The sequence below is a fragment of the Neorhizobium huautlense genome (assembly GCF_030811685.1).
Taxonomy (GTDB): Bacteria; Pseudomonadota; Alphaproteobacteria; order Rhizobiales; family Rhizobiaceae; genus Neorhizobium; species Neorhizobium huautlense_A.
The window spans coordinates 97,434-111,527 of the sequence record NZ_JAUSRF010000002.1 but is presented as its reverse complement, the minus strand read 5'-3'; the positions used below and the strand labels follow the sequence as shown (position 1 = coordinate 111,527).

Sequence of the window (14,094 nt, the reverse complement as noted above, 5' to 3'; positions counted from 1 at the left end):
ATCAAGAGGGAAACACGATGACCAATCCGCGCCACAATATCCGCGATGTCCGCTCCCCGAGAGGCAGCGAACTCAACGCCAAAAGCTGGACCACCGAAGCGCCCCTGCGCATGCTGATGAACAACCTCGACCCCGACGTCGCGGAAAATCCGCATGAACTGGTCGTGTATGGCGGCATCGGCCGCGCCGCCCGCACCTGGGACGATTTTGACAAAATCGCCGCGACGCTGAAGACGCTGACGGAAGAAGAAACCCTGCTCGTCCAGTCCGGCAAGCCGGTCGGCGTGTTTCGCACCCACAAGGATGCACCGCGCGTGTTGATCGCCAACTCGAACCTCGTGCCGCACTGGGCCACTTGGGACCATTTCAACGAACTGGATAAGAAGGGTCTGGCCATGTACGGCCAGATGACCGCCGGTTCGTGGATCTATATCGGCACGCAGGGCATCGTTCAGGGCACATACGAAACCTTCGTCGAGGCCGGTCGCCAGCATTATAATGGCAGCCTCAAGGGCAAGTGGATTTTGACGGGCGGCCTCGGTGGCATGGGCGGCGCCCAGCCGCTGGCCGCCGTCATGGCCGGCGCCTGCTGCCTTGCGGTGGAATGCGACGAAACCCGCATCGACTTTCGCCTGCGCACCCGTTATGTCGATGCCAAGGCAAAAACGCTCGATGAAGCGCTGGCGATGATCGCCGAGTGGACCGCCAAGGGCGAAGCAAAATCCGTCGGCCTGCTCGGCAATGCCGCCGAAATCTTTCCCGAACTGGTCAAGCGCATGCAGGCTGGTGGCCCGCGCCCTGACATCGTCACCGACCAGACTTCGGCGCATGACCCGCGCAACGGTTATCTGCCGCTCGGCTGGACCGTCGAGGAAGCCAAGGCCAAACGCGAAAGCGATCCGAAATCGGTCGAGACCGCCGCCCGCGCCTCGATGAAAGCCCATGTCGAGGCCATGGTCGCCTTCTGGGATGCCGGTGTGCCGACGCTGGACTATGGCAACAATATCCGCCAGGTCGCCAAGGACGAAGGTTTTGAAAACGCCTTCGCCTTCCCCGGTTTCGTGCCGGCCTATATCCGCCCGCTGTTTTGCCGCGGCATCGGCCCGTTCCGCTGGGCAGCCCTCTCGGGCGACCCGGAGGACATCTACAAGACCGACGCCAAGGTGAAGGAACTGCTGCCGGACAACAAGCACCTGCACAACTGGCTGGACATGGCCCGCGAACGCATCGCCTTTCAGGGCCTGCCGGCACGCATTTGCTGGGTGGGTCTGGGCGATCGCCACAAGCTCGGCCTCGCCTTCAATGAAATGGTGCGCAACGGCGAGCTTTCCGCCCCGATCGTCATCGGCCGCGACCATCTCGACAGTGGTTCCGTCGCCTCGCCGAACCGCGAGACGGAGGCCATGCAGGACGGTTCGGATGCCGTCTCCGACTGGCCGCTTCTGAACGCGCTGCTCAACACCGCATCGGGCGCCACATGGGTGTCGCTGCATCACGGCGGCGGCGTCGGCATGGGTTATTCGCAGCATTCCGGCATGGTCATCTGCGCTGATGGCTCGGAAGATGCCGACCGTCGTCTGGAACGCGTGCTTTGGAACGACCCGGCCACCGGCGTCATGCGCCATGCCGATGCGGGTTATGACATCGCCGTCGATTACGCGAAGGAAAAAGGCCTGCGGCTGCCCGGCATTCTGGGCAACTGACATGCGCATCCTGCGGGCGGCTGAACACAGACGCATGCCATGGAAAAACGGGCGCGGCGAGACGGTGGAAATCGCCGTCTTCCCGCCCGATGCAACGGTCGATACGTTCGAATGGCGCATCAGCATGGCCACGGTGTCGGACGATGGTCCGTTTTCCATCTTTCCGGGCATAGACCGCACGCTGTCGATCCTCGAAGGTGCCGGTCTGGAATTGTTCGTCGAAAACCGCCCGCCGGTGATCCTGACGCAAGATTCCGCACCCTACCCGTTCCCCGCCGATGCGCAGACAACGGTGACACTGGTCGATGGCACGATCACCGATCTCAACGTGATGACCCGGCGTGGCCGGTTTTCGCATGGGGTGAAAACGGTGACGGCCGCAGCAGCGCTGGAGCCGACAGTCGGGCTGCTATTGATGCTGTGCCATCGCGGCGAAATGGAGGTCACGCATGGCGGAAACAGCGGGACATTGAAACAGCTCGATTGCGCCATGCTTGAAGGCGACCGGGCCATCTCGCTTTCCGGCAGTGGCACGGGTTTTATGGTTCGCCTGTCGTCGGATACGAAGATGTAGCCCGCACCATCAACGAAACGAGCGGGAACACCATCACCTGCGACGGGTCTCAGCTCTCGGCCACCAGATGGCCGGGAGAGACTTCGCGATATTCCATCGGCATGATCTTGTAATCCACCGGACGGATAGGGCTTTTCAATTCCTCCACCACGGCGGAATTCTTGATGCGCCGACGCTCCGGGTCCGGCACCGGCACCGCCGACATCAGCCGTTTCGTATAGGCATGCTGCGGATTGCCGAACACCGAGGCACGCGGCCCGATCTCGACAATTTCGCCAAGATACATCACCGCCACCCGGTGGCTGACCCGTTCGACCACCGCCATGTCGTGGGAAATGAACAGGAAGGCGAGATCGAGTTCCTGCTGCAGGTCGAGCATCAGGTTGATCACCTGCGCCTTGATCGACACGTCGAGTGCCGACACGCTTTCATCCGCGACAATCACCTTTGGCCGAAGCGCAAGCGCGCGTGCAATACAGACACGCTGGCGCTGGCCGCCGGAAAACTCGTGCGGGTAACGTTTGGCCATGTCAGGCGTCAGCCCGACCTTGACCAGCATGTCGGCCACGACCTCTTTCGCCTGTTTGGCATCGCCCATCTTGTGCTCGAGGAAAGGCTCGGCAATCGCCGCCCCCACCGTCATGCGCGGGTTGAGCGAGGCAAACGGATCCTGAAAGATCATCTGCACGCGCTTGCGCATCTCGCGCATATCCTTTTTGTCGAGCGCCAGCACCTCGCGGCCTTCGACCAGAACCGAACCGCTTTCCGGCTCGATCAGCCGCATGATGGCACGGCCGGTGGTGGATTTGCCGCAACCGCTTTCGCCCACCAGCGACAGGGTCTCGCCGGCCGCCAGATCGAAGGAGACGTTTTCGACCGCATGCACGCGGCCCGTCAGTTTTCCGAACAGGCCGGAATGGATGTCGAAGCGTTTGGTGAGGTTCTTGACCTGCAACACCGGCTCGCCCTTGGCCACCGTATCGGCGACTTCGACCGGCACATCGCTTTCACCGGTCGATGTGTTGACCACCGGAAACCGCAGCGGCCGCTGATAGGCCTGCATTGAGCCCAGCACCGGCACCGCCGAAAGCAGCGCCCGCGTATAAGGATGTTTTCCGCGGTGAAAGATGTCGGCCGTATCGCCGGTTTCCACCTGTTCGCCGCGATACATCACCACGGTACGATCGGCGATTTCCGCGACCACGCCCATGTCGTGGGTAATGAAGAGAACGGACGTCCCCTCCTCCTCCTGCAGCATTTTGATGAGATCGAGGATCTGGCCCTGAATGGTGACGTCCAGCGCCGTGGTCGGCTCATCCGCAATCAAAAGTTTCGGTTTGGTAGCAAGCGCCATGGCGATCATCACGCGCTGGCGCATGCCGCCGGAAAAGCGGTGCGGATATTCATCGAACCGCGAGGCGGCGGATGGAATGCGTACCTTTTCGAGAATGCGGATCGTCTCGGCTTTCGCCTCTGCCTTGCTCATCGACGAATGCGCCAGCAGCGCCTCGGAAATCTGGTCGCCGATGGTGAAGAGCGGATTGAGGCTCGTCATCGGCTCCTGAAAGATCATCGCCACGTCATTGCCGCGCACCTTGCGCATTTCGTTTTCCGGCAGGGCCAGCAGGTCGCGGCCACCAAGAAACACCTTGCCTTCGATACGGCTGCTATCGGCTTGCAACAGGCGCATGATCGACAGCGAGGTGACGGATTTCCCCGAACCTGATTCACCGACGATCGCAACGGTTTCGCCCGGCGCGACGGTGAAGGAAATATCGCGAACGACCGGCTTCCATTCCCCCTCGACCATGAAGGATGTCCGCAGCTTTTCGACGGACAGGACCGGATCGGCGGAGGGCATGATTTTTGCTGCGGTGTTCATCGGCGTTCCCTTGTTTAGTCTAAGCGGCATTTTTTTGAAGTGCCGTGTAGGTGCCCCTCACCCTAACCCTCTCCCCGCAAGCGGGGAGAGGGGACGTGCCCCGATTGGGACAAAGAGAGAGCGGCTTGCGCCCTTCTCCCCGTCAGAACGGGGAGAAGGTGCCGGCAGGCGGATGAGGGGCAAGCCCCATTCGCCAACCGCTCAATCCGGCCACTTCAAAGCACCATCGAAACGATGGCGAGACAGATCCTCGAACGGCGTGGCGATGATCTCATTGGAGGCGCGCGCCTTGTCGAGTTCCTCGGCCAGACGCGAGGCGACCACCGTCTCTTGGCCCGGATGCAGGTTGCACGGGTCGAGGTAGAAATAATTATGCTCGACCTCATGATCGCGCACGATGATCGGCTGCGCGCCGGTGCGAAGTGCTGCCGCCAGATCCCAGGCGGTAATATGCGCTTCCTCGGCCTTGATGATCACGCGCAGGCGGTCGAGCGGGTTGTTGGTCGGGTCCGGCTCGATCAGCGCGGTGACGCCCGGACGATCGTCCAGCGTCTGTTTCCAGAGGTTGAGATACCCCGTCTCGCGCTCGCGGATGCCGGCGTGATCGCGCTTCTCCCAGGCTTCCAGCGCCGCCATGACGCCGAAAATGCTTTCCTTGCCGACCTTCATGCCGCGGCCGATGCCCATGTTCTGCAGAAAGGCGTTGCGCACGAGGTCCTTGCGGCCGGCCACGATGCCCGAGGTCGGGCCGCCCAGAAACTTGTGGCCGGAATAGAGCGCGATATCCGCCCCCTGCTCCAGGAAGATGCGAAGGTCGTATTCAGAGGCAGCGTCCACGATGACCGGCACGCCCTTGGCATGGGCGATCTCGACAAATTCCTTGAGGTTCAGCAGGCCGTAATCGACCACATGATGCGACACGACATAAACGGCGGCGGCCGTCTTGTCGGTGATGGCGTTTTCCATGTGGTAGCGATGCGTCGAGGTGGACTGACCGATCATCACTACCTTGCCGCCAGCCAGACGAATAGCCTGATCGACCGGTGCGCCGTAAGACACGACATGGCCCATCTGCACGAGAACCTCGTTTTTGTCGGTCGTGGCTTCCGGCAGCTTTTCGATGGCCAGCAGGTCCGGCCCGGTGATGGCACCGGCAACGGCAAGGCTGATACCGGCCGAGCAGGAGGCGGTGACGAGGCCGGCCTCGCCGCCGGTCAGCCGCGCGATGATGGTGCTCGCCTTGCGTTGCAGGTCGTTGATCTCGACAAACTGCGGCAGGATCTGCGTCATCGCCGTGATCGCTTCCGGCACCACGATGGAGGCGCCGAGGCTGGTCATCGTGCCGGATACGTTGATGACCGGGCGAAGGCCGATCTGCGGACGGATATCTTCGGACATTGTCATTCTCCAGGTTGTATGCTGCGCATGGTGATGCGAATTTCGGTTGCTCTGCGCGCGCCTATGCCATAGTAATGAAATAGGTTCTTTAAGGCGCAGGAGCGTGGTTTTGGATAATAAGACATCAGCGGACACGCTTTCTGACGCCACGTCTGTTGACGGTGAAGCCAAGGCGAAACGTTCGCGCGTCAGCGGTATCGACCGTGCCTTGCAGGTGATCGATTATTTGTACGAGACCGGCGCGCCGGCCGGTGCTTACGCGATTGCCAAGGCCGTGAAGGCGCCGCTGTCGACGGTCTACGTGATCATCGACGATCTGGTGGACAAGAACATGCTGGCCCGCAATGCGGACGGCACCTTGTGGCTCGGGGCGCGGCTTTACCATTACGGTCTGGCTTACGCCCGCTCGCTGGATTTCATGAGCGTCGCCACCCACGAAATGCACGATCTCTGCCGCGAGGCCGGTGAAACCGTTCAGGTCTGCGGCCGTGATGCCGAGCACATGCTGGTTCTCGCCATGGCGGATGGCCCGAGCCATTTTCAGGTGGCGTCGCGAGTCGGCACCCGCGTGCCGCTCAACTGGACGGCATCCGGTCGCCTTCTGGTCGGCCATATGCCGGAAGCCGAACGTGTCGACCTGTTCAAGCGTGGCGCCCGCATTTCGCCGACCGGCCGTGCCACCATCGACCCGACCGAGTTGGCGCGCGCCGCCAAGGTTGCGTTTGACGAACGCCTGTCGATCCAGGCCGGTGAATCCGACTATTCGGTCGCCTGCATCGCCTCGCCGATCGTTGACAGCAGGGGCGATTGCGTGGCGACGATTTCCATCGTGCTTCCCGAACAGAAGGCCTTTGCCGACAAGGCCGGTTACGCCGACCGTGTGAAGGAATCGGCGGCCCGTATCGAGAAGGTGATGGGCTGGCGCAACCACTGACCGTCTCCCGCCCTTAATCGTGCAAGGCCACGATGGCTTCGATCTCGACCGTGATATTGCCCGGCAGGGAGCCGAAACCGACGGCGGAACGGGCATGTGCACCCGCTTCGCCGAACACGGCATTGAAAAGATCCGAACAGCCATTGATGACCTGCGGATGGTCTGCGAAATCCGGCGACGCATTGACCATGCCGAGCAGCTTGACCACGCGACGAACGCGCGACAGATCGCCCAGCGCGTCATGCATGACGGCCAGCAGATTGACACCGGTCAGGCGGGCATCGGAATAGGCCTTCTCCGCCGTCACTTCGGTGCCGACCTTTCCGACATGCATAAAGCCGTCCGCCTCGCGAGGCCCCTGCCCCGAGAGATAGAGCATGTTGCCTTCGATCACATGCGTGACGAAATTGGCGATCGGCGGCGGTGCCGGCGGCAGGTCTATGCCAAGCGCTGCCAACCGGTCATAAGGCGTGGTCGCCGTCGCGTCGATTTTGATCGGGGACTGTGTCACGCGAACTCCTGTGTCATGCAATTTCGTCTGCCTCAGTGGCAGGGTTGAAAAAGACCCCTCCCCACCCTCCCCACAAGGGGGAGGGCTTAACCCAGCCGATCCGCAGCGCCCCAATCGAGGCAGGCGTTTGCGGCGTGTCTTCTCCCCCCTTGTGGGGGAGATGGCCGGCAGGCCAGAGGGGGACTTGCTTTATCTGCAATTCCCACCGCCTTAGCGGTAGGAATAACCATGGCTGTGGCGCACCAGTTTGCGGGCGCGCGGAATGTAGCGGCTGGCCTTGATCGCTTCCGATCCGATCACCGAATAACGCGGCTCAAACAGCTGGCGCAGTTGCGAAACGTCGCCGTTGGAATCGGTGGCTTCCAGATCGCTGTCGACCAGATCGAACACGGTGAAATCGGCGCGCTGGCCAACCGACAGGCGGTTTTCCATATCGAGCTTGATGACTTCGGCCGGCCCATGCGTGACGGCGTTGACCACCTTGTCGAACGGCATGCCGACCGACAGAAGTTTCGACATCGTCGTTGCAAGATCCCAGACCGGAAAATTCATCGAATGGCCGTGCAGGTCGGTCGAGATCGAATGCGGTAGCAGGCCACGCGCAATCGCCGCTTCAGCGACCTTGAACGAGAAGGACGCACCGCCATGGCCGATATCGAGGCGCACGCCTTCCGAGGCGCAGCGCTCAGCCAGGTTGAACAGGTCCTCGTCTTCCATGATCGACGAACCGGCCTTGCCGTTGAAGCAATGGGTGACGACGTCGCCGGGGCCGAGGATTTCCAGCACTTCGTCATAAAGCGCCGGCGGTTCACCGACATGCACCATCATCGGGATTTTCAAAATCTTGGCGATTTTCTTGCCGAGCTTGACGGGCGTCACGCCCCACGACCCGGTGATGACGTGGCTGGCGCGCACTTTCAGGCCGACGATATGCTCGCTGTTTTCTGCGTAACATTCTATGATGCGGTCGAGATCGATGTCACGGATATCGCGCAATTCGGCGACCCGGTTACAGGCCACGAGACCGATCGAACCGAGATTGAGGAAGGCTTTGACGCGTTCCTTCGACGGCTCGATGATGTATTCGCGAAAACCGTGGAAATTGGCTTCACCGGCGGAACCGGCATCGACCAGCGTGGTGACGCCACGCTCGGCGCCGCATTCCGACGGGCGGATCGAGATATCGGTGCCGCCATGCCAGATATGCACGTGCAGATCGATCCAGCCCGGCGAGACCCAGGCACCCTTTCCATCGACGCGGCGGGCATCGGCAGGAGCCGCGATCGACTGGCCGATGGCGGCAATCTTGCCATCACCGCCGACGAGAATGTCGGTCGTGCCTGTCTGTGCGGTCGCGCCAAAAGCCATCGGCTTGACGTTGGTGAGGAGGAGCGGTGTGTTGTTTTCACCGGTCATATCAAAGGTCCCTTCGCAGTCTTGGATCGAGCATGTCCCGCAAACCGTCGCCGACCATCTGCAGCGAGAGCACGGAAAGAATGATGGCAAAGCCGGGAAAATAGGTCATCCAGTCGGCCTGCCCGATATATTGGCGGCCGGCTGCGATCATGGTTCCCCAGGTCGGAATTTCAGGGCTGACGCCAAGCCCCAGGAAGGACAGGCCGGCTTCCGCCAGCATGGCGCTGGCAAACAGAAAAGTGGCCTGAACGAGGATGGGCGACAGAAGATTGCGCAACACATGCCGCGTCATGATGTGGAAGGTGGAAATGCCGAGCGCCTGCGCCGCCTCCACATAAGGCAGTTCACGGATCACCAGCGTCGAGGCACGCACGATGCGGGCAAGACGCGGTGAGTAGACAATCGACAGCGCCACGATGACGGTCGTCAGCGACGGGCCGAGTGCGGCCACGAGCGCGATGGCGAGCAGGATGTCCGGGAAGGCCATCATGGCATCGATCAGGCGGGCAATCGGCGTATCGAGTTTCTGGAAGAAACCGGCCAGCAGGCCGAGTGTCACACCGATGGCAGCCGACAGGCACACCACGGATGCACCGATCAGCAGCGACAGCCGCGCCGAATAGATCGTGCGCGAAAACACGTCGCGGCCGAATTCATCGGTGCCGAACCAGAACATTTCGCCCGGCGGTTTCAGCCGGTTGACGATCGACAGTTTCGATGGCGAATAAGGTGCGATCCACGGCGCCAGCACGGCCAGCGTCACGAAGATGATCAGCACGATCAAACCGAAGGCAACTGTCTTGCGTTTGATGAACCGCTTGAAAAATTTCGAGCCTTCGCTCTCGACGGGTTTGGTTTCGGTAACAGCGATATCCGTCATCCGTCGCCCCCTTAATAACGCACGCGGGGATCGATCAGCAGGTAGAGCATGTCGATCGCGAAGTTGATGAGAACATAGAGCGCGGCAATCACAAGAAGCGCCCCCTGAATGACCGGATAATCACGCCGCAGCACCGCCGAGACGACAAGGCTGCCGACACCCGGAAGCCCGAAAACTGTTTCGGTAACGACCGCGCCCGAGATCAGCACGGCCGCTGTCAAGCCGATAACGGTGAGGATCGGGATCAGCGCGTTTTTCAGCGCATGTTTCATGATCACCCGGCGCTCGACCAGACCTTTGGCACGGGCGGTGCGGATATAATCGTCACCCAACACGTCGAGCATTGAGGCGCGGGTAAAACGCAGGATCAACGCCGAGGAAACGATGCCGAGGGCAAAGGCGGGCAGCGTCAGATGATACATGCGGTCCATGAAGCTGGAGCCCGGGCCGCCATAACCGGAGACAGGAAAGATGTTCAGCCGCACAGCAAAAAACTGCATCAGGATGAGGCCGAGCCAGAAGCTTGGAATGCTGGCCGCCAGCATGGCGATGGTGGTGGCCGCCTGATCCACAAACGAGCCACGGCGATAGGCGGCATAGATGCCGATCGGCAGCGCGATGATCGTGGCGATCGCCAGCGAGAACAGTGTCAGGAAGAAGGTCGGTTCGGCGCGATCCAGCAAGGCCGATGTCACCGGCATGTTGAGAAAGATCGACTGGCCGAGATCACCCTTCAGCATCTGGCCGATATAATAGAAATATTGAACCGCCAGAGACTGATCGAGGCCCAATCGTGTGCGCAGGTCGGCAATGTCGGCGGCCGATGCATCCGGCCCGAGCATAACGGCGGCCGGATCACCCGGCGTGACGCGCACGATGACAAAAACGATGGTCACGACGAGAAACATCACGACGATCATGCCGGCTAGGCGCTGGAGAATATAACGGATCATGGAATTCTCTTCTCATGCCTCTCGCGAGGGCACATTTTCGAACCCGGAGCCGCCGTGAAGCGGCCACCGGGCTCCTCGAAAAGGATCACTTCTTGATCGAAGCATTCCAGAAGTAAGGCCACGGAGCAGCCTCGACGCCTTCAATCGTCGTCTTCTTAGCGGCGACGGCGTTGAAATCGCCGATCTTCATGTAGGGGATTTCCTCATACATGGCCTTCTGCACATCGGCCCACAGCGCAAGGCGCTTGTCCGGATCGGACTCGGCCGAGAAGGCTTCGACCGTCTGCTTGCGCAAAGGCGTATCCCACCAGCCCGGCGAGCTTGGCGCCAATGAGCCGATCAGCGCAGGTTCCGGCAGGAACGGGCTGTGGGTGATGTAGATATCCCAAAGACCCTTGTCGGCGCGGCGCTGGGTGAGCGTTGCCCAGTCCACCACCTGCATGTCGACCTTGAAGCCGGCAAGTTTCAGGTACTCGGCCGCCACCTGCGCCATCTTGTAATGGAATTCGTACTGACGGCTGGTGAGGATGCGGATCGGCTTTTCGCCGTCGTAACCGGCAGCCTTGGCCGCTTCCGCAGCGCCTTCCGGATCGGCAACATTGTAATTGCCCTCGACACCGGCATCGGTGCTCCAGACAAAATTCTTCGGGTAGATATTGCCGTCGAGCGCGTAGAAATCGGTGCTGCCGAAAGCGGCCGCCAGCATGTCTTCCATGCTCAGCGCCTGACGGATCGCCTTGCGCATGGCGACATCCTTGGCGACACCTTCCGCCGTGTTGAACACGAAGACCGGATAACCGAACGGTTTCAGCACGACCGGCTCGGTGGTCGAAGACCCTTCCACTTTGGCAAAGGATTCGACCGGCAGCTGGTCGACATAATCATACTGGCCGGACACGGCGGCTTCGACGCGGGTATTGGCGTCCGGCACCGGCACGAAACGGATTTCATCGAGATATTGATGACGCGCACCGCCATAACCATCGGCCTCGCCGCCGCGAGACTTGTAACCGTCGAAACGGGCCAGCTGGATATACTGGTCGGCCTTGCGTTCCTTCAGCATGTAGGGGCCGGTGCCGATATATTCCTTCATCGGCTCGTCCTGCTTTTCAGCCGGAAGAATGATCGCCGCCGAATTGTTGAAGGCGAGCAGCGACACGAGCGGCGCATAGGGCTGTTTCAGCGTGATCGTCACGGTCGAGGCATCGGTCGCCTCGATCTTGTCGAGGAAAGACGCCGCCTGTTTGCCGCGCGATGCCACCTTCACCCAGCGGTTCAGCGATGCAACCACATCGTCCGACGCCATGTCGGAACCGTCATGGAATTTTATCCCCGAACGCAGCTTGATAACGTAGGTTTTGCCGTCGGCGCTGATCTCCGGCAGGCTTTCGGCCAGAAGCGGCACGGTCTTCCAGCCCTTGTCGAACGTATAGAGCGTTTCAAACATGTGCTGGGTGACGATGCCGACCAGATCGGCGGTCGAGGCCATCGGGTCGAGCGTCGGCGGTTCACCGATCGTCGCGACGTTGATGACACCACCCTTTTCCTGGGCGGCTGCGAAAGCAGGTGCAGCGATAAGCGCCGTGGCAACAAGGAATGCGAGCTTCAGTCTCATGATAGGCTCCCGGTTTTTGATATTCCATTATTATGTTATGTGCATTTTTATAACAGAATAACTCAAGCGACCGGGCTGTCAATCCTCCGTTTCCATGCGAAGGCGTGATCGCAACGTGATGAATGAGGCATCACATTTGCGGCGGAAACGGTCGCGGCCTCATCGGGCTGTTGATCTTTCGCCGCATTTGACTGCTTTGTGGGGTGGCCACGGGCTTGAAAATGGCGTTTATCGCCTAAGTCCTGCCTTATCCCGTCGCCGCATATCCTTATTCGCATCCAATGGGCCTAGCCCCAGGTTACCGTAATGACGCCGCCGCCCCAGCAGCCACAGGTAAAGTCGCAAGTTCAGGAACAGGTTCTTCCTCGAAACACAGGCATTTCGGACAAGGCGTCTCTACGGTTGCGAATAGTGTGGCGCACTCTGGCAGGGCTGGATCTGCGCATTCTCGTGCGCCGCAACGAATGGGGCATCATCTTCATTGCCGCTGCGATCGGCGTCATTTCCGGCCTTGTCGTCACCGCGATGAACCTCGCTGCCACCGCCATGCACCAGAGCATATTTGGCGTCGAGGATGGCGAAAGACTGAGTTCGTCCGAGATCGGCAATACGATCCTGCTTCTCTCCGCCCCCATCGTCGGCGGCATCATTCTGGGTATCACCATTCTGGTGCTCGCCCGTTTTCGCAAGCGCCCTATGGTCGACCCGATCGAGGCCAACGCGCTGCATGGCGGCAAGCTCTCGCTCACCGACAGTTTTATCATCGTCTACCAGAACCTCGTCTCCAATGGTTTTGGCGCCTCGGTCGGGCTGGAAGCCGGTTACACCCAGCTTGCCGCGGGTTTTGCCTCCAAGATCGGCACAAAACTGTCGCTGCGCCGCGCCGATATGCGCATCCTTGTCGGCTGTGGAGCCGCCGGGGCCATTTCCGCGGCCTTCAACGCACCGCTGACCGGCGCGTTTTATGCGTTCGAGCTGGTGATCGGCTCCTACACCACAGCATCGCTCGCCCCTGTCGTCGTTTCGGCACTTGTCGCGACTTTGGTCGCTCGCCAGTTCATCGACATCAGTTTCATCGTCGAAATGGGCATGCTGCAGAGCGTTTCGCCCGGTGATTTCGTCCCCGCCATCATTCTCGGCGCCTGCTGCGCCGGCGTCGGCATCGTCCTCATGAAGGGCGTCGCCACCATCGAGGAGCTTTCCCGCAAAAGCTCCATTCCCGCATGGTTGCGCCCCACGCTCGGCGGCATCGTTGTCGGCCTGTTCGCGATGATTAGCCCACAGGTCATGTCCGGCGGCCATGGCGCGCTGCATCTCAATCTCGCGCATGACGTCGCCCTGCCTGCCCTTATCGCGATCTTCCTGATGAAGGCGGCAACATCGGCCATCTCCATCGGCGCCGGTTTCCGTGGTGGCCTGTTTTTCGCCTCGCTGTTTCTTGGTGCCCTGCTCGGAAAGATCTTTGCCTTCTCCACCGCAGCCATCGGCCTCGTTCTGCTGGCCCCGGTCGTGCTCGCCATTGTCGGCATGAGCGCGCTTGCCGTCGCCATTATCGGCGGGCCTCTGACCATGACCTTTCTGGCGCTGGAACTGACCGGCGACTTTCCGATCACCGCGCTGGTGCTTGCCGCCGTCATCACCTCGTCGCTGATCGTGCGCACCACCTTCGGTTACTCGTTCGCCACATGGCGTTTCCATCTGCGCGGCGAAAGCATCCGCAGCGCCCACGATGTCGGCTGGATCCGCAACCTCACCGTTGGCCGGATGATGCGCTCGGACGTGAAGACGGCGCGGGCAGATATGTCGCTCGGCGATTTCCGCCGCGACTTTCCGCTCGGCGCAACGCAACGTGTCATCCTCACCGACGACAGCGGCAAATATGCCGGCATGATCCTCGTGCCCGAAGTCCACGGCCTGCTGACGGATGCCGGCGATCAGGAAGAGAGCCTCGAAAAATACATCCGCTTCAAGAATGACGTGCTGCAAACGCAGATGAATGCCAAACAGGCAGCCGCCATTTTCGAAAAGACCCAGAGCGAAGCGCTCGCCGTCATAGACAACATGATCGAACGCAAGGTCGTCGGCCAGTTGAGCGAAAGCCATACGCTGCGCCGCTACAGTGAAGAACTGGAACTGCGCCGTCGTGAAATGGTGGGCGACAGTATCTGATTTTCGAGCCTTGCTCGGTTTGCAACCGATGCCCTTCTCTCCGCGTTTTCCCGCCAAAC

At 60.8% G+C, this 14,094-nt stretch carries 11 protein-coding genes; 4 read left to right on the top strand and 7 right to left on the bottom strand.

The genetic code is table 11. From position 1 onward, the window contains the following. Window positions 1-17: 17 nt before the first annotated feature. The gene (gene hutU, locus J2T09_RS03120) at window positions 18-1,703 is read left to right on the top strand and encodes a urocanate hydratase (protein ID WP_306830994.1); all 1,686 of its coding nucleotides are present in this window, start codon (window positions 18-20) and stop codon (window positions 1,701-1,703) included. A 1-nt stretch (window position 1,704) separates the two neighbouring features. Beyond that, window positions 1,705-2,277 (top strand): HutD/Ves family protein, encoded by a 573-nt coding sequence (locus J2T09_RS03115; RefSeq protein ID WP_306830992.1) that lies wholly within the window; start codon window positions 1,705-1,707, stop codon window positions 2,275-2,277. Between the two features lie 49 nt (window positions 2,278-2,326). Here J2T09_RS03115 and J2T09_RS03110 read toward each other — a convergent pair whose 3' ends face one another. Both J2T09_RS03110 and J2T09_RS03105 read right to left on the bottom strand, forming a co-directional pair. Next, entirely contained in the window at window positions 2,327-4,159 is a 1,833-nt protein-coding gene (locus J2T09_RS03110; RefSeq protein ID WP_306830990.1) for an ABC transporter ATP-binding protein, read from the bottom strand. 201 nt (window positions 4,160-4,360) lie between these two features. Beyond that, on the bottom strand, window positions 4,361-5,557 hold the full coding sequence (locus J2T09_RS03105) for an aminotransferase class V-fold PLP-dependent enzyme (protein WP_306830988.1): 1,197 nt from the start codon (window positions 5,555-5,557) through the stop codon (window positions 4,361-4,363). A gap of 103 nt (window positions 5,558-5,660) precedes the next feature. On the opposite strand from J2T09_RS03105, the gene J2T09_RS03100 reads away from it, so the two are divergent. After that, window positions 5,661-6,491, top strand: coding sequence for an IclR family transcriptional regulator (locus J2T09_RS03100; RefSeq protein WP_306830984.1), 831 nt, complete (start codon window positions 5,661-5,663; stop codon window positions 6,489-6,491). A 13-nt stretch (window positions 6,492-6,504) separates the two neighbouring features. Here the strand turns inward: J2T09_RS03100 and J2T09_RS03095 are convergent, their stop codons facing one another. The 5 genes from J2T09_RS03095 to J2T09_RS03075 form a co-directional block, all read right to left on the bottom strand. After that, window positions 6,505-7,002 carry a RidA family protein gene (locus tag J2T09_RS03095; RefSeq protein WP_306830982.1) on the bottom strand — a complete coding sequence of 166 codons (498 nt, stop codon included), beginning with the start codon at window positions 7,000-7,002 and terminating at the stop codon, window positions 6,505-6,507. Window positions 7,003-7,212: 210 nt separating this feature from the next. After that, entirely contained in the window at window positions 7,213-8,418 is a 1,206-nt protein-coding gene (locus J2T09_RS03090) for an amidohydrolase/deacetylase family metallohydrolase (protein ID WP_306830980.1), read from the bottom strand. A gap of 1 nt (window position 8,419) precedes the next feature. Continuing rightward, entirely contained in the window at window positions 8,420-9,298 is an 879-nt protein-coding gene (locus J2T09_RS03085; RefSeq protein WP_306830978.1) for an ABC transporter permease, read from the bottom strand. An 11-nt stretch (window positions 9,299-9,309) separates the two neighbouring features. Further along, window positions 9,310-10,251: an ABC transporter permease gene (locus J2T09_RS03080; RefSeq protein WP_306830975.1), complete on the bottom strand. Its 942-nt coding sequence runs from the start codon at window positions 10,249-10,251 to the stop codon at window positions 9,310-9,312. An 85-nt stretch (window positions 10,252-10,336) separates the two neighbouring features. Next, window positions 10,337-11,866, bottom strand: a complete 1,530-nt coding sequence (locus J2T09_RS03075) for an ABC transporter substrate-binding protein (protein ID WP_306830973.1) — start codon at window positions 11,864-11,866, stop codon at window positions 10,337-10,339. Window positions 11,867-12,277: 411 nt separating this feature from the next. Here J2T09_RS03075 and J2T09_RS03070 point away from each other — a divergent pair, with 411 nt between their 5' ends. Continuing rightward, window positions 12,278-14,035 (top strand): chloride channel protein, encoded by a 1,758-nt coding sequence (locus J2T09_RS03070; protein ID WP_306830971.1) that lies wholly within the window; start codon window positions 12,278-12,280, stop codon window positions 14,033-14,035. Window positions 14,036-14,094 lie beyond the last annotated feature (59 nt).

Excerpts from the sequence above, each read along its gene's own strand:
- J2T09_RS03075 (WP_306830973.1), bottom strand. The coding sequence starts at position 11,866 with ATGAGACTGAAGCTCGCATTCCTTGTTGCCACGGCGCTTATCGCTGCA.
- J2T09_RS03110 (WP_306830990.1), bottom strand. The coding sequence starts at position 4,159 with ATGAACACCGCAGCAAAAATCATGCCCTCCGCCGATCCGGTCCTGTCC.
- J2T09_RS03085 (WP_306830978.1), bottom strand. The coding sequence starts at position 9,298 with ATGACGGATATCGCTGTTACCGAAACCAAACCCGTCGAGAGCGAAGGC.
- hutU (WP_306830994.1), top strand. The coding sequence starts at position 18 with ATGACCAATCCGCGCCACAATATCCGCGATGTCCGCTCCCCGAGAGGC.
- J2T09_RS03090 (WP_306830980.1), bottom strand. The coding sequence starts at position 8,418 with ATGACCGGTGAAAACAACACACCGCTCCTCCTCACCAACGTCAAGCCG.
- J2T09_RS03080 (WP_306830975.1), bottom strand. The coding sequence starts at position 10,251 with ATGATCCGTTATATTCTCCAGCGCCTAGCCGGCATGATCGTCGTGATG.
- J2T09_RS03105 (WP_306830988.1), bottom strand. The coding sequence starts at position 5,557 with ATGTCCGAAGATATCCGTCCGCAGATCGGCCTTCGCCCGGTCATCAAC.
- J2T09_RS03115 (WP_306830992.1), top strand. The coding sequence starts at position 1,705 with ATGCGCATCCTGCGGGCGGCTGAACACAGACGCATGCCATGGAAAAAC.